This window comes from Flavobacterium succinicans (assembly GCF_001662485.1).
Lineage (GTDB): Bacteria > Bacteroidota > Bacteroidia > Flavobacteriales > Flavobacteriaceae > Flavobacterium > Flavobacterium succinicans_A.
The window spans coordinates 333765-350138 of record NZ_JMTM01000035.1 but is presented as its reverse complement, the minus strand read 5'-3'; the positions used below and the strand labels follow the sequence as shown (position 1 = coordinate 350138).

Sequence of the window (16374 nt, the reverse complement as noted above, 5' to 3'; positions counted from 1 at the left end):
TTATTTATGTTTGAGTATCAAATTTCTGAATAATTCAGTTAATAAAATAAATTATTCTTCAAAAAAACGAAACCCAATGCCGTGAAGGTTTTCAATGGAAATTCCTGGCTCATGAACCAAAATTTTGCGCAATCGAGAAATGAATACGTCCAAACTACGACCCATGAAATAATCGTCATTGCCCCAAAGTGCGGTTAGGATTTGTTCTCGTTTCAGGACTACATTTTTATTGTCGAGAAATAGTTTCAATAACTCGGATTCTCTTTGGGTTAGTTTTATTTTTTCTGAGGCGTTCCAAAGCAAATAGTTTTTGGTGTCGAAGGTGTATTTTCCAATTTGATACTGAGCAGTCTCGAGTTTTTCCTTTTTTTGAGAGCGCTTTAAGAAAATTTCAATCTTGAGCAATAATTCTTCAATGCTAAAGGGTTTTACCAAATAGTCATCCGCACCCAAACGCAACCCTTTGATGCGATCTTCTTTGAGTGTTTTGGCCGAAAGGAAAATGATGGGAATATGAGTGTCGACTTTTCGTATGGCTTCGGCCAATTCAAAACCATCTTTTTTGGGCAGCATAATGTCGAGAATGCAGAGGTCAAAGGCTATTTCATGAAAGCGTTCTAGCGCTATTTCGCCATCTTCGCAATGATAAACATCGTACTGATTTTGTTCTAAATTGTCTTTGGTCAAAAAAGCCAAAGTGGCATCATCTTCGACATATAAAATTTTTGGCTTATTCATTTTTTATCGGCAATACTAAAGTTATGGTGGTTCCAAAAGTCTCGTTATTGTGGGCATTAATTTTCCAATGATGCAAATCGCAAATCTTTTTTACATAATATAATCCTAGTCCAAAACCATTGATTTCATTGCTTTTTTTGGATGGAATTCGGTAGAATTTATCAAAAATAAAAGGAATTTTTTTAGGTTCAATGCCAATTCCGTTATCAATACATTCGATTTGTAAATGCTGTTTGGTATCGCTAAAACAAAGGGTAATTTCGGGTGTTTTTTCGCAATACTTTATCGCATTGTCAATTAAATTATAAACAAGGTTTGAAAAATGAAAAGCATCGCCGAATAACTTGGTTTTGGTGCTTTGATTGTCTAAATGAAACACCACCAAAGGATGTTTGAGTTGACAGTTTTCAATGATTTCTTTGATGATCGGAAGGAATTCAAATGTAGTTTTTTGGAGTTGTAACGGCGTCGCATCTGATTTGGCAACCGTTAAAATTTTCTCAATGTGCTGGTTCAATTTGTTGCTTTGCTCGACAATGATGTGAGCATATTTTTCCAACTTTTTGTCAGCAGTAATTGGTTTTTGTTTACTCAAATAATTCGAAGCAATTAATATGGACGAAAGTGGCGTTTTGAATTCATGCGTCATATTGTTGATGAAATCACGTTGCAAATCGGAATATTTTTTTTGTTGCAAAAGCGTATAAATCGAGTACACATAAATCAAAAGAATCAATACCAAAGCCAATGAAAGCACAAACCAAAACTTAAGGGAACTGAATAAAAAGCTCGTTTCGTTGGGAAATCGAATGGCAAAATAATAGACCAAGTTTTTGTGTTTGGGAAAATGAATGGAATGTTTAGAAGTGTTTTTTTCGTCTATCGAAACATAATTGCCATACACCATTTCGTCACTCTGACAATTATAAATGGCATATTCGAAATCTGTTGTTATGCCCAATTTTTTGAACACCGATTTGAGGTAAAATTCCAAAATTGAGGCATCAAAATCATTCTCCACATTGACAATGTAATAATCATTAGAGATTTTTTGCACTGGATTTTGCACAGGAATTTCCTGATTGTTGCCTTTGTATAAATTTTTAGCCACTTCATATAACGCAATATGAGCTTTTTGACTGAATTTTTTTTCTTCAATTCGAAAAGCTTCTTTGGTCCATAGGAGTTGTGCCAATAAAATACCAATAATGGCAATTAATCCTATGATAATGATGCTATTAAGGCGGTTTATTTTCAAGAAATGATGTTTTTTAGGATGTAATATTAAGTAAAAATAAGTTGTTTTTAAGGTATTAACAAGTCGTTAACAATCATTTGAATTCGTTTAACAGCAATGCCAAAAAGAGTCATTATATTTGTTTTGTAAAAAAAAATGAAATAATAAACAATTAAAAATAGGAATTATGAAAATGTTAAAAATCTCTTTATTGGCAGTAGCTTTTGGATTAATGTCTTTCTCTACTATTACTCCAGTTAAAACAGTAGTAACCAAAGTAGCAAATTATGCTAGTGTTTTGGTTTGGAAATCAGAAACTATTGATGTGGGTTCTATCCCTCAAGGTACGCCAAAACCTATTGTTTTTGAATTTAAAAACACAGGAAAAACACCAGTGATTTTGACTAATGTTCAAGGTTCTTGTGGTTGTACAGCTACCAATTATACTAAAACTCCAATCGCTTCAGGAAAATCAGGAACGGTTACAGCTACTTACAATGCAGCAGCAGTGGGGGCTTTCACCAAAACAGTAACGGTAACCTCTAATGCAGAAGCTACTCCAAAAGTTTTAACTATTAAAGGAAATGTAGTTGCAGCAACTGCTAAAAGCTAATTTATTGGTTTTAGAAAGTGAAGAAGCCGTTTCATTCCTTGAAACGGCTTCTTTTATTTACTAAAATACGTTACCTAATAAGTATACATCTTAGCGGTTGACTCCGCTCTATTGATTGGTGCAATAGAAACGAAAGGAATACCTTCTTTAGCAGCTTTTCTTTTCAAAGCCATAATATTTTGTTGCTGAACGGCTCCTGGCGTTTGACCTTTTACTCGGTTAATGAATTTGGAGTTGTTGGCAATAGTAGATAAGCCTGTTGTTGCATCTGGTGTAATAAGAATTACTTTGTTGTAATCATGCTCACCGCTTACTACAATTTTATCTGAAATTTTTGCTCTATCATTGGTAATAGTGTTGATCAATTCCGCTACAGCAAAAGTGCTTATCGATTGCTCTACCTGATCTTTTCCTGTGTTGAAATACAGTAAATTGTTGTTGGTTTTGATGTAATTCACATTCATTTTTTCACCATTATGTTTTACTAAAACATGCGATTGAGCGAAAAATGGGGTTGAAATTGCTAAAAATAATAAAGTAATAAAGGTTTTCATAGGACTAATTTTTTTCTTGTTGTTATAATTTAAAAGTATGCCGAAAAAAAAACTAGCATTCAGGAGGCGGACAATATTTTTGCAAGTAAATAGCTGTAGTATAAAAAGTATCCATAATTACTTTTGGTCTTCGGTTCACGAAGTATTCTTTTTTGGTTTTTGACCAAGGCTCAGTTTTGCACACCCAATAAAATTCGGAGTCTAATTCCTTTTGATTTTCAGTTTTTACGGTCCATTCTATTTTTTTAGATGAATTTACTTCTAAATAGCAGTCTAAGGTCCATAATAAAGAATATGAAAATAAAAAGAATAAAAATACTATGTTTTTTGATTTTTTCACAGTGTAAAGTTATCAAAAATGAGAAAAGCACACAATTTTCTTTGGTTAAATAACAGTTAATGTGTGTTTTATGGCTATTGATTGTTTTTTAATTACTTTTTTGCTGACTAGGTAGATCACGAAGGGGGTAGTACTTAATTCTTTATCGGGAACTTCTTTTTTACTCATTTTGCTTTGGGGTCTGTTCAAGAATGTTAAATATAGTTTTTAATTTTTTGGTATTACGTCTTTTGTTTTAGGTTTTTTTTAACTTTTTTTTCGACATAAAAAATCTTGTGCCTTCGAACGAGGGGTATTTCCTGAATGAAAAATGAATTATTTCTCCTCAAAATAATAGTGAAATACCCTTTTGGATTAGATTTTTAGCAAATTAAATTATTTAAATAAGTGCTTACGTATTAATAATGAGAAAGTATCAAGATCCAACGAATACTTAAAAAAAACACCAATCTTTTTTGTATTCTTTCTTATCTTGCCCCCTTATTTAAAGACTTTCAATGATGAAAAAGGGAATTATTGTTTTAATAGGAATTGTATGTTTAGCTTGTCAAAAAGACAGCAGTGTTTTGACTTTACAATTCGAATTGCCTAAAAAAATAAAGGAAATTTCAGGAATGGTCTACATGCCTCAAACTAAATTGATTTGGGCATTAGAGGACAGCGGTAATAAAAATGTACTCCTTGGTTTAGATGCGAATTCGGGTGTTATCAAAAAGACTTGCACTATCGCAAATGCCACCAATGTTGATTGGGAAGAGCTGACCAAAGATGCGCAAGGCAATGTGTATATTGGCGATTTTGGAAACAATCGCAACACCCGTCGTGATTTGTGCATTTACAAGATTGGAGCTTCTCAGCTTGATGCTTCTTCAGCAAAAGCCGATTATAAAATTTCGTTTTCGTTTCCAGAACAAAAAGAATTTCCACCCAAAAATACAGAGCGACTTTTCGATACCGAAGCATTTATTGAATTACAAGGCTATTTTTATTTGTTTACTAAAAACCGAAGCAAACATTTTGATGGTACCTCGTTAGTCTATAAAATCCGAAATGCGGCTGGAGTGCAGCAAGCGCAATTAATTGGAAAAATTAAAACGTGCGACACTTTCAACCGTTGCCAAATTACAGGCGCGGCACTAAGTCCTGATGAAAGCAAAGTAGTCCTGCTTTGCCATGATAAAGTATTTTTGTTATCAGGTTTTAAAGGAGGTAATGAACTGAATGTAAAGAAAACCCTTTATAGTTTAGGGCATTTTTCACAAAAAGAATCCATTGCATTTATTGATGATAATCAAATACTAATAGCTGATGAAGCCGAGAAAAAAGGTAGATCAAGTATGTATTTGACTTCGTTAAGTCAATTAAAATCCAAACCCTAAGCCAATAGAAAGTCGTGCCTCTTCGTCTCTACCTTTAAAATAAGTAATTCTAGCGGTTAACACATTCAATCCGTTTAGCCAAAGGCCACCACCAAAGGCTTGATGCCATTTATTGGAACTTTCATTGGGGAGCCAAACACGGCCATAATCGAATCCGCCAAGAAGACCATACGATAGTGGTAACAAGCTTTTTTTGATTTTCCCTAATTGCCAACGAATATCACTGCTTTGGTAGAAGGAACGTTTTCCTAAAAAGCGTTCATTTCTAAAACCTCTAAGGTCATAATCTCCACCTAATGTGGCACCTTGATAGAATTCGTAATGGTCATTAAAGAGTATTTTTGATTTTAGAATCGTCGCAAGAACTAGTTTTCCTTTTTTATCAAGGCGATGGTTGAGGTTAATTTTGGTTTCCAAAGCGGTAAAGTTTCGGTTGAGCTCTTCTAAATTCATTTTCCAAGTTCCTTTTATCGAAAAACCAAATCCCATACTTGGAAAAGCAGGCAAATCGTAGTTTTCATAGGAATAGGAGGCACTGGCACCTGCAAATTTTTGTCTTTCAAAAACCTCTGGATTAACTACACCCGGCGTATTGATAAAACGGTTTGTGCTTTCTTCAACGGTAATGCGTTCTATAATTGTTGCAAAGTTCCATTCACTGCCCATTCTTCCTATTTTTTTTAGAGAGGGAGTTATGGATAATGTTCTTAGACGCACACGGTTATAATCCATTCCAAACGTTTCGTCGTTGTTGATGGTTTCGTTACCATAACCAAAGAAATTGATGGTAAAATTAGGGCTCGTATACTTAGAAGCGACATCCAAATCCCAACTACCCAAAGCCTTTGGAAAATGAGCGTTGTACAAAAGTTCGAAACCGCTTGTCGCAAAAAAATAATTGGCTTTTAGGATGTGTTTTTGGGTAAAAGGATTTTGTTTAAAACGATTCACCGTATAGCTGGTAATCAACCCCAATTTTACGCCATCATCTGGATTGTATCCACCAAACGGAAGCCCTGAAATCGCATTGTATTTGGGCTTTTCATAATTGTAATATTGGGTGTCATAATCATCTGTGATTACTTTTTTGGTTTTTCCATCCAAATTATAGGTATTAGGTTTCGATTTAAAATCATAAACCATAATGTTTTTGCCGTGCGTTACGGTGTAACTATCGTTATTTTGTCCACCCAAAAGACGTAATAAAATTCCAGACTTGTTTTTTCCATTTACTTCAAAAACGTCATCATCATCCAAGCCATAAATCCAAATTGTTTTGGTGGTTTTAGCATCAAATCGTTTGGTGTACCACCATTCGGGACCATCTTTCTTGAGACGAGAGACTACCACTTCAACTTCATTTTTTGAAGGAAACGAAATGGAAAATTGTTCTTTTTTGTTGGTACCGACAATCACCACCGTTTTTTGAAGCACTTCATAATACGCTTTGGCATAATTCGGTAAGTCTCGCATTCGGACTTTTAATTTTTTAATGATGTCGTTGATAGTTTTTCCTTTTACTTCATTTGGAATTGATGCAAAACCTTCTTCTATTTCTCGGTCAGACAAATGGTTTTGAATGTATTGGGCTTGTTCAATCCAATCTTCCTTTGTAGCAGTTCTCAATAAAGCCAAATCCAATGGATAAGGCTCTCTATTGAGCCATTTTACATTGCGAATAGACGAGTTGAAGGTTTGCATATGGCGCAACGCAGGCATATTCATTAATAAGGAAAGCAACGCTCCATCGTACATACTAAAGGCTTGGTCTCGGTCTTTTGGAATGGGTTTGTAAATAATATTTTTCCCGGCTTTGAAGGCACTCCAGCGCCATTGATCGCTATGACGGTCCCAATCTCCGATGAGCATATCAAACAATCGCGCTCTGATATAGGCTTTTTCATCGACTTGGTATTTTTCGTCTTTGTGTAAATTGTGGAGCAACTCATCGGTAGCAATGATTTTATCGGGATTGTCAAACAGCTCATTGTCGGCTTGGCTGTCACTTGGTCTTTCTTCTACCATATATAGCTCATTGCCAAAATTGGCATTGAATTCTTTCAAAGCCTTCTGTTTTGGAATGTAAAACAATTTTGGATTGGTATGGTAGACGCCAATTTTGTCCGCAAGGTTACCCACGGCAAAAGGTGTATAAGGATGTGATGTGGTGTAAAAATCAAACAAAAAATCTTCGGCATAGGTGTCTTCAAAATCAGTAACCACGTATTGATCTTTGAAGGCTACGGCTTGCAAAAAACGAGTAGCACTTTTTTTCAGAGCGCGCATTACGTATTCTTTTCCGTCTTTGTCTATCAATTGCAGTGAATTGGATTGATGTCCGCCACCGGCTCTTTTGGGACGTAAGCCGCCATACAACGTGTCTAGTGTAACTGTAGGAACGGTAATTTTGGTGCTGTATACTTTTCTGTAATGGGTACCAAACAAGAATTTATAAAATCCGTTTTTTTGGGTTTGTTTTGGTGTGTAAATCGAAGCAGTGGTTGTTTTTGGGAAATCTTTTGGCGCTATAGTAGCACTTTTTTCATCCGAATCGAACAGCGTAGTTTCGAATAAAAGTTGTTCTTTTCCTTTTTCATTTCCAAAAAAAGAAGCTGTGACGCGACCATCTTTATAAACGAAAAGTGTAACATAACCATTGCCACCATAGGAGAAATCATTTGGAAAAATGGCTCTTGCGGCTTCAGATTTTGAGCCAGCACCACTGATGATTTGTTTGATGTTGTCGTGGTCAATGTACTGTAAATTATGATCGTGCCCCGAAACCACCACCACATTATTGTGGGCTTGTAATAGCGTTTTGATACGTTTGGTCAGGATGGTGTATTGTTTGTTTTGAATGTCTTGCGGACTTATTCCTGATGTTTTGCGTAGTAAATTGATAACTGACCCAATTACAGGCAACGGAATTTTTTGTTCCAAAGGGAAAAGTTGTTTTTCTAGCGAAAATTGCCCGCCGTGCGACCCATTTGTTTGCAAAGGATGGTGCATAGCCAAAATCACTTTTTTATCTCTGTTTTTGTTTAAAAGGTCTTCAAGTTCTTCGAAAAAAGCTTCTCTAGTTTTGATGTCACAAGACTCATTGAAGGTAGGATGCTGATTCCAATCTTCAAGGAACCATTGGCTATCCACCACAATCATTGTCAGGTTGCTGTTGATTTTTACACTTTCGATAGCGCAGTTTTTTTGTGGAAGAAAGCTTTTTTTATCATTTAATTTCGTGGTGATGTATTGCGCTTGACGTTCTAATCCCTTGATGCCGCTGTACCAATCGTGATTTCCAGGAATGAATTTTGTTTGTCCTTTGAAGTTTTTAGCCAAAGCGAGTTGTGTATTCAATTTGGTTTCGGCCAAGGCCTTTGCTTCAGGTTCTTTGTCGCTGGGCATTCCTTTGGGATAAATATTATCTCCCAAAAACAATAAAGTGCTATTTTTGTGTGCCGAAGCTAGCTTTTGATTCAGCAGCTCAAGGGTTTGTTGCGGTAGAGGTAAGTCGCCATTGCCAGCATCGCCAATTAAATAAAAAGTGTGGGCAATTTTTGTGGTATCAATGCCGTTAGGAGTCCTTGTTTTTGCTGCCTCTTTTCCAAATTGTGCCTGATGTATGGCACAGGATTGAAGTAATAGTATAAAGATAAGAAGGGTAATTCCAGTTTTAATTGCTTTAAAACGATAATCCCAAAACAATTCCATAATTTAGTCGTATAAAAATTTGTTTATGATCCTGATTGCTAAAGCTCAAGATTTTGTCACTTCTTTGCTCAAAGATAAACTTTCTAGCGAATATACCTATCACAATTTAACGCATACCCAAGGCGTGGTAGCCGCAGTTACTACTTTGTGTCAAGAAGAAAAAGTAGAAGGTGAAGAGCGTGAGGCCCTACTTATTGCCGCTTGGTTTCATGATACAGGTTTTATTACCAGCTGTAAAAATCATGAAGTTTGTAGTTGTAATTTTGCCACAGTTTTTTTAAAGGAAAATGGCGCAACTTCTGATTTTATTGATAAAGTATGTGGGTTTATCAAAGCTACTGAAAAACATTATGTTCCGAAAACACTTTCAGAAAAGGTTATAAAAGATGCCGATTATTTTCATCTGTTTGGTTCTGATTATTTGTTCAGCTGTGAAAAACTCCGTAAGGAATGGGAGACAACCGAAAAGGTAACTTATTCTGACAAAGAATGGGCTTTGGTTAATTTTGATTTTATGGTCAACATTCACCAATTTTATACCGATTATGCCAAGACGAACTGGCAACCCTTAAAAGATAAAAACTGTATCGCTTTGCAAAAAATAATTAACACCAAAGAAGATAAAAAAGGCAAAAAGGAGAAAAAGAAAGCCAATACGCCCAAAGAAGACAAGCCCGACAAACCCGATCGTGGCATTGATACGGTTTTTAGAGTTACCTTGGGCAATCACACCCGATTGAGTGGCATCGCTGATAGCAAAGCGAATATCTTGTTATCCGTAAATGCTATTATCATTTCTATTGCGTTGTCTACGATTATTCCGAAGTTAGACAATCCCAAATACGCGCATTTAATGATGCCGACTTTCTTTATGATTGTCTCTAGTGTAACGACGATTATTTTTGCGATTCTTTCGACGCGTCCCAAAGTAACCAAAGGCTTTTTCTCCCGACAAGACATCGAAGAGCAAAAAGTAAACCTCTTGTTTTTTGGTAACTTTTACAAAATGCCCCTCGACGAATACCAATGGGCGATGAACGAAATGATCAAAGACCGTGATTATATTTACAACACGATGATCAAAGATTTATACTTTTTGGGCATTGTCTTGGAGCGTAAATATCGCTTGCTTCGTGTGGCTTATAATCTGTTTATGTTTGGGATTGTGGCTTCGGTAATCGCTTTTGTGATCGCTTTTAAACTGTCGGGGGAGTAATATTTTCAGAATTTTCAAGTTTACGGAACCACAAATGAAGTGGCGGTTACAGTAGTACCATTTAGATTTGGAAATATTCTTTTGCCATTAGTGGAGTCATCATAGGCATTGTCCCAAAACGAATCCCCGTAGGCTCTCACATAAACTTGTTGACCCGATGTAAAGCCTGCTGAAAGTAATTCGCTTTGAGTGATGGTTTTTTCAAAAGGGTTAATTTGTGATACAAAAACAGCCGAAAAATAGGTGTAATTGGTGGCACTTACTTGAGCATTGGTAGATAAAAAGTATCGCACATAGCGACGGTTGCCTGTATTTCCTGCTGGGTTTGTGGTAATCAATAACTTTACTTGATTGTTCGAAACAGCGGCTGATACATCCGTTACTGTTGTAGTAGATTGCTGCCCTAAAGAGGGAATAGGACTAATAACTGTAGCTTGCCCGTTGGTTCCGTGTACCACTCCAATTTTTTTAAAAGTTCCAAATCCCGATTTTGAGTATTCTAAGGTGTAGGTACCAAAAGGCACTTCCGGTAGTACAAACTTTCCTTCAGCGTTTGTAGTAGTTTGAATCAAAGGAGTCGTTCCAACAACCTTTACATTCATATTCGATTTGTCCAATAGCGTTGTTGCTTCATCGTAAAGAATGACCGAGCCGGAAATAGCTGCTGTTGTTGGGACTATAGTTTCATCATCGCTTTTACTGCAAGAGAAAAACAATACAGAGGCTATAGTTACAAGGGGAAAAAGGATATTTTTCATTTTATAAAGTTTTTGTGAGAGGCAAAACTAATAAAAATATTCCGACTTTTTGCGTGTAGGCATTCGTAATTTATAAAGGTAATAGTTTAAAAGACAACGGTATTCAACAATCTATAGCGAAACAAATTCGAAGATTTTGATACTTGCACGGATTGCCAAACGAAATTGAAATATAGAGAAGGCGGAGCTATTTGCTAAGTGGGTTATTTTTGTTGTAGCAACCATTTTATTAATTTCTCATTATCCACAATACTCCAAGAATGTGGATGTCTTTTATTGTTAGGTTTTCTATAGCCTTTATTTTGTGTTGTTATTAATGCTGCACTTTGATTTCCAAGTCTATTTAGTTCATTTATCATAGCGGAACATTCTGCTGCATTCATATTCGTAAAGTCCAAACCTCGTTCTTTCAACCACCAATTTATGTCAGGTTCTGTGTAAATTCTCAAAGGCATTTTTATCAATTGTTTAATTGCCGTTTGAGTTGTGTCTGAAAAGGAGTAAGGCGAAATAGTGTAATACTCGTTGAGGGCTGTTGTTGGACTCCCGCCAGTTTCTTTTTCAAGTCTGTCTATCATATACACATTCTCTTGATTGGCTTCGTTGTCTTTTGAAAGGCGGATATCTCTTTTTGCGGAATTGTAAAATCTCTCAAAGTCGAGTGGTGGGTCAATGGCAAAAATGGCTGTTGGTTTAATTGCTGCGTTTTCAGCATATTTAATGGCACAACTACCACCGATTGAAAATCCACCAACAAAATATTTTTGGTCAATAAGTTTATGTTTAGAGGTTACATCCTTAATAATTTTGTCAAAAGTTTGTTGGCTTAAGCGGTCTACACCAAAAGATAAAACTCCGTCTTGGAAGGTGGGAATAATTGTTAGAATGCCGTTTAATGCTAATTGCTTGGGTAAGTCAGTTTGTTGTAATACGTTTTCTGCTGTCTCACCAAAACCCGGCATTAGAAAAATATATCCTCTCCATGGAAGTTTTGGCGGATAAATTATTGTGTAACAACTTTTTGATTTATCGGTTTGGTCAAGAAAGACTTTCTCCATTTTTGGTATAGATACTTTCTGTGCATTACAAGTAATAGAGCATAGAGAAAAAGTCAAAAAAAATATAATAAGTCTATTCATAATGGTCTGTTTTTAAACTATAGGGAGACATTTGCAGAGCGGGAGTACCGAAATAGCTAATCTTTAGGAACGAATTTTATACTTTTTTGAATTTGAGGCCATCAATAAATAAGGTACACCGATTACAATTGCAGCAAAAAACGCAATGCTTTCAATAGTTGAATTTTCAAAGCTTTTTGCAACGAAATACCCAGCTATAATTGTTAAAGCCATTCCAAACAGCACATTTCTAAATAAAGTGGCAATTCCTTTGATGTCAATCTTTTCTTTTTCTTCTTTTGACATAGTGTTATAGCCCGCAATTAAAAAATACATTTTTCCGTATTTAATTAAGAAGCCGAAAATTATAAAAAGGATGGCTATTCCAATCATTTTTTACTAGTTAAGGTGCTATTTTGTTAGGTTAAAGTACTCAAAAAAATCTGAAACTACAATACTGCGAAGTCGGAGACATTCGCAGAGTGCGTGTGATGAATTTGTTAGACTTTGGGGAGCGGGCTATTATCCAAATCTGTAGTAGTTATTATGAGCTGGTTAGGTTTCCCATTTTTTCAAATTGCAATCCTTTTCGTTTATCAGTTATTTTAGTTATAGCTATCATAATCCCACTTGTTTTCATCGGATGAACATGTTTTTGAACTATCAAAGAAGAAACTTGGCAATCGTCATCAAAAGCAATAGTTTTTAAGGAATCAAGTACAGTTTTTGCTAAATTGTCAACGTCAACTTCATGGTACCGTTCTTCTCGCACTGAAATTGATAAGTGAACTTGAACGTTATGCGGCATTTTTATTATGTTGTCGTCATTAAATTTCTGCTTTGCTATTGAGTGTAAGTATTCTTTGAAAGCATTTACAGAATTAGAGTTTGGCCTTTTAACGTAAAAATTGCGAAGTAGATTTTCAACACCGTTTTCATCTACTCCAACAACATCGATTGGCTGATATGTATCCTGTTTTGTTGGAACATCTAAGTCTCCAAAATACCCGAATAAAAAATCTATGTTTGGATTTTGACGAAATATAATATCTTTTTTCATTTTTTTTTGTTAGTTGGGAAGTGTATTGGTGATTAACTAGCTTATAACGTTCATACATTACACGCGGCTTGAGATTAAATTAGCTTTAATTTTCGGATATGCCGAAACTTTCAAATACAAACAAATTTTCCATTAAGGCATATGCATAAATCGATTGTTTTATGTTGAGTACAATAATTATATTCTCTGCACAACAGCTCCTTTAATAAAATCTTTTGTAGTGTAAATTTCAGAATAATTTTCAATTGAGCCAATTTCAAACTTTAAAGGTAAATCCGTCTCTGTTTTTGCTACAATTCTATGTTCTTTTTGATAACTCAATAAATGAGATTTAGCAAATAGAGTTATTTTATGATTAAGTTTACTATAATCATAATATGTTACTAAGTTATGCGAATAACTAATATTTTGTTCTTCGAGTTTATTGAAAATTCCTTCTAAAAATCCTTTTACATCTTTAATTATTACACAGTGAGAACCAAAAATTTGCATTCTCGGGTCAATTCTATGGGTTCTTTTGTGTTTCACTAGTTGGTCTGAAACTGCATAAGTTGAATAAATATTTCCAATATGTTCATTTGGATTTTGCCAAAGTTGCATTTTAATGGGGTTTACAGTTATTGGATTATTTGGAAATTTAAATGTCAATTTACTTTCTGTTGGATTTAAAATTTTTGCACTACCTTCATATTTATCCCCAATGTCTTTTTTGTCAAGATTTTTGAAAGTTTGGATTGTATTCATAAAAATTTCTCCTTTTTCAAAGAGATTTTTAATATTTCCTTCGCTTCCAAATTTGATGAGAAATTTAACCGATGTTGTCATAAATTATGTCACATAATTAGAGTTTATTGCTAACACAAACTTTATTAGATAAAACTAAAATAATTTTACAATCAAAGGTTTATTTTAATTTAATTTTACCCAAATATATCCTTTTTCCTTCAAAAAATATAAATATTTTCTGAAATATAGCCTTCTGTTTTGCTTCTTTTTATTTGTTTTTTTTCAACTTCTAACTTCTAATTTCGTCCTTCTACCTTCGCATGAGGGATGGGAGCGGCATCCTCTTGGGGCGGGGTTCGCCCCAAGAGATATAGCGTACAGCCCGGGCCCGCTTGACCTTTGGTTGTGGTAAAAATCCAAACGTCTGGCGGGGGACATGCCCAAAATATAAAAATGGGATGGGTATGTTGCCTAAATTACTTGATTTCGTCGAGGAGCTCTTGGTAGGAATAGGTTTTGGTGGGAGTGTCGCTCTCGGTGGTGTTTTTGACCTTGACACGTAGGGCGCGCAAACCCGAAACGCCTTGTAAATCCTCGATTTCGAATTGCTCTACGGTGGGCTCAAGGATGTTCTTGAATTGTAGGTACTTGATGTATTTGAGGTATTCTTGCTCTTCGTTGTTGTGCGAGTACACTATGGTAATTTTTTCTTTTTGGGTGATGCGCTCTTGGGTGCCTTTGATGTTGGCTTTGTCGATGCGTTTTTTGACCACTTCGTAACGGGCATTGTAGGTGCCGTCTACATCAAAACGTTTTTCGTCCATGCGAAAACGAATCGAAAGCGGGGAACTAAACACCAAAATCAGCGAGGTGACGTCGAGCTCATACGGCAAAGTGGCTTTGAGCTGGTGGTGTTCCAACTCCATTTCGCAAAGGGTTTGCAATTGCCAAAGGCGCAAATTGTGCAAATACATCATATCGAAACTTCGGGTGGGCGCAATGCTGGTGCCAATGTACAGGTTGTGTTCTACGCCGTCGGTTTTGAAGCGTTCGTAGTAATGCGGGTAAATTTGCTGTGCTTCGACTTGTTTTTTGTCGAGGACAGCAGCCAGTTTTTTGTTGATAATCGACATGGCGTTATCGAACTTTTTGCGGGCGTGGTAAAACAATCCCGTTTTTGGGTCCAAACTCGCAAAGTAACTATTTTCTACTTTTTCGGTATCAAAATCCATTTTGGTGTTTCTCAAAATGGGGTGAATTTCGTTTTCGATGTAATTCTGAATCAGCTGCTCTGAGTCGGCTTTGAGCGGTGCGTCGAGTTCGTTGTAGAACGACTGCAATTCGAATTGGCGTTGCTCGAGCAACAACAAATGCTGATTGGATTTTTGGTTCGAAAAAATATCCAACAACGTTTTTAATTGGTTTTTCAAATCTTCTTTGACGACCTCGTTACGGTGAACGGAGGAGCCTTTGATGTCGATTTGACCATAAAGCGGAAAGACTTCTTTGAAGACAATTTCCTTGAAAATGTACTCTTTGTTGAAGCTGTTGGTTTGAATGTATTTATAAGCTTCTTTACGGAATTTCCAATACACGCTAGGATGAATGGCGGTATACTCACGTTGAATCACTGCTTCGACCTGATGCAAAATATCGGTATTGTGACGTTCTATAGTGTCGACTAAATAAGGAATAATCAAATCGAGTTTTTCGGCATTGAGGCTGTTGAGCACTCTAGCCGTTGGTGCCACGAGTTCAATTACACCCAGCAACACATTGTTTTTGATGACAGGCGAAAACACGGCACTTTTGATGCCTTGCGAAAGCAAATGTTCGCACAAGACCTTATTTTCTGTTTGCAGTAAATATTGGTCTACATCAGCAATGATAAGCGATTTTTTTTCTGCGATGGCTTCTTCGAAACAACAGCTAAATAGCGAGTCGGAACAACTCAATTCTTGCTCGTTAAAAAGCAAATAGCTCGACAAGGTCTCATCAGAATAAGGAGGTTTGACAAAGGTGTTTTCTTCTTGATTGTACAAAATGAATCCCACTCTAAGCTCAGGAATTCGAAACACGGAACGGAAAATGGTTTCAAATTCATCAACATATTCAGCCTTTTCGATTTCGGACTTCAAAAGGTTACTTTTTAAATTCGAAATGGCGCTTTCGGTCGTGGCATCATACAAAGACACAATTCCAAAGCCTTTGAGAATCCAGCTTTCTTTAGGGAATTTGGCTTTCCAAAGGTCGATGTTGTCATAATTGTCGAGCAATTCGTGTACTTCTTCTTGGGTTAAAGTCAAGGATTTCTCGGTAGGAATGATTTCGACAAAATCGGCATTGTACAAAATGCGATAATGATTCATAATACCGTTTTGGTCTTGGATATCAAAAAACAAAGGTTGGTTGAAATTGATTTTTTGACCGTAGAATTCATTCAGAATCAAGGCGCAATTCATAATATACAATTGGTCATCGTCTACATCTCTTATCGAGAATTCGGGCGTAAATCCTTGGTGCTGGAGTATTTTTTTGAAACGTTCAGTATAATTGAAGGTCAGATTTTGAAAAGGAATGGCCACCGCTTTGATTTCGTTGTGGGTTAAAGCGGTAGGAAACAAGTCGGCGAGTAAATTGCGTACTAAGGCTTCGTTGTCTTGTATTAGGCTTAAATCCTCGATTCCGTCTCTAAATTGAGGAAAAGCTTCGATTTCTTTTAGTAAGGCTTTGGCATAGTTGGAACGGTAATCCACATCGGATTGTGCAATTTCTTCTAAAGATTCGATGAGTTTATGAAACGAAATGAGCGTTTTGAAAGGACTTTCTTTGAGTGTAATGCTTTTCATTTGCTTAGGCTTAAGAATGCAAATTTACGCAATCTTTGTGTGCTATGGCTCAAAAAAAATCCTCAACTGCACGGG

Annotated in this window: 14 protein-coding genes; 3 read left to right on the top strand and 11 right to left on the bottom strand. The window is 36.0% G+C overall.

Annotation, left to right across the window (positions count from 1 at the left end):
- Positions 1–51: 51 nt before the first annotated feature.
- On the bottom strand, positions 52–738 hold the full coding sequence (locus FLB_RS07040; RefSeq protein WP_064715237.1) for a response regulator transcription factor: 687 nt from the start codon (positions 736–738) through the stop codon (positions 52–54).
- The gene (locus FLB_RS07035) at positions 731–1996 is read right to left on the bottom strand and encodes a sensor histidine kinase (protein ID WP_064715236.1); all 1266 of its coding nucleotides are present in this window, start codon (positions 1994–1996) and stop codon (positions 731–733) included. The genes FLB_RS07040 and FLB_RS07035 overlap by 8 nt, the downstream gene beginning before the upstream one ends.
- Before the next feature lie 166 nt (positions 1997–2162).
- On the opposite strand from FLB_RS07035, the gene FLB_RS07030 reads away from it, so the two are divergent.
- Positions 2163–2588, top strand: a complete 426-nt coding sequence (locus tag FLB_RS07030) for a DUF1573 domain-containing protein (protein WP_064715235.1) — start codon at positions 2163–2165, stop codon at positions 2586–2588.
- A gap of 74 nt (positions 2589–2662) precedes the next feature.
- Here FLB_RS07030 and FLB_RS07025 read toward each other — a convergent pair whose 3' ends face one another.
- Both FLB_RS07025 and FLB_RS07020 read right to left on the bottom strand, forming a co-directional pair.
- The gene (locus tag FLB_RS07025; protein ID WP_064715234.1) at positions 2663–3142 is read right to left on the bottom strand and encodes a hypothetical protein; all 480 of its coding nucleotides are present in this window, start codon (positions 3140–3142) and stop codon (positions 2663–2665) included.
- Positions 3143–3194: 52 nt separating this feature from the next.
- Complete coding sequence (locus tag FLB_RS07020) at positions 3195–3482, bottom strand: hypothetical protein (protein ID WP_064715233.1); 288 nt, start codon at positions 3480–3482, stop codon at positions 3195–3197.
- A 497-nt stretch (positions 3483–3979) separates the two neighbouring features.
- Between FLB_RS07020 and FLB_RS07015 the strand changes: the two genes are divergently transcribed.
- The gene (locus tag FLB_RS07015) at positions 3980–4861 is read left to right on the top strand and encodes a hypothetical protein (protein ID WP_317039021.1); all 882 of its coding nucleotides are present in this window, start codon (positions 3980–3982) and stop codon (positions 4859–4861) included.
- Here the strand turns inward: FLB_RS07015 and FLB_RS07010 are convergent.
- Positions 4844–8572 (bottom strand): metallophosphoesterase, encoded by a 3729-nt coding sequence (locus FLB_RS07010; RefSeq protein ID WP_064715231.1) that lies wholly within the window; start codon positions 8570–8572, stop codon positions 4844–4846. The two genes, FLB_RS07015 and FLB_RS07010, sit on opposite strands and share 18 nt — an antisense overlap.
- Before the next feature lie 25 nt (positions 8573–8597).
- Between FLB_RS07010 and FLB_RS07005 the strand changes: the two genes are divergently transcribed.
- Positions 8598–9788 carry a Pycsar system effector family protein gene (locus FLB_RS07005; RefSeq protein ID WP_064715230.1) on the top strand — a complete coding sequence of 397 codons (1191 nt, stop codon included), beginning with the start codon at positions 8598–8600 and terminating at the stop codon, positions 9786–9788.
- A 20-nt stretch (positions 9789–9808) separates the two neighbouring features.
- Here the strand turns inward: FLB_RS07005 and FLB_RS07000 are convergent, their stop codons facing one another.
- From FLB_RS07000 to FLB_RS06975, 6 genes are all read right to left on the bottom strand, one after another.
- Positions 9809–10546 (bottom strand): carboxypeptidase-like regulatory domain-containing protein, encoded by a 738-nt coding sequence (locus tag FLB_RS07000; protein ID WP_064715229.1) that lies wholly within the window; start codon positions 10544–10546, stop codon positions 9809–9811.
- 203 nt (positions 10547–10749) lie between these two features.
- Complete coding sequence (locus FLB_RS06995) at positions 10750–11604, bottom strand: alpha/beta hydrolase (RefSeq protein WP_157490567.1); 855 nt, start codon at positions 11602–11604, stop codon at positions 10750–10752.
- 144 nt (positions 11605–11748) lie between these two features.
- A complete protein-coding gene (locus tag FLB_RS06990) occupies positions 11749–12057 on the bottom strand; it encodes a DUF3784 domain-containing protein (RefSeq protein ID WP_064715227.1) in 309 nt (102 codons plus the stop codon).
- 151 nt (positions 12058–12208) lie between these two features.
- Positions 12209–12724 carry a RusA family crossover junction endodeoxyribonuclease gene (locus FLB_RS06985; protein ID WP_064715226.1) on the bottom strand — a complete coding sequence of 172 codons (516 nt, stop codon included), beginning with the start codon at positions 12722–12724 and terminating at the stop codon, positions 12209–12211.
- Between the two features lie 177 nt (positions 12725–12901).
- Positions 12902–13549 carry a hypothetical protein gene (locus FLB_RS06980; protein WP_064715225.1) on the bottom strand — a complete coding sequence of 216 codons (648 nt, stop codon included), beginning with the start codon at positions 13547–13549 and terminating at the stop codon, positions 12902–12904.
- Positions 13550–13926: 377 nt separating this feature from the next.
- Positions 13927–16299, bottom strand: a complete 2373-nt coding sequence (locus tag FLB_RS06975; protein ID WP_064715224.1) for a GAF domain-containing protein — start codon at positions 16297–16299, stop codon at positions 13927–13929.
- Between the last annotated feature and the right edge of the window lie 75 nt (positions 16300–16374).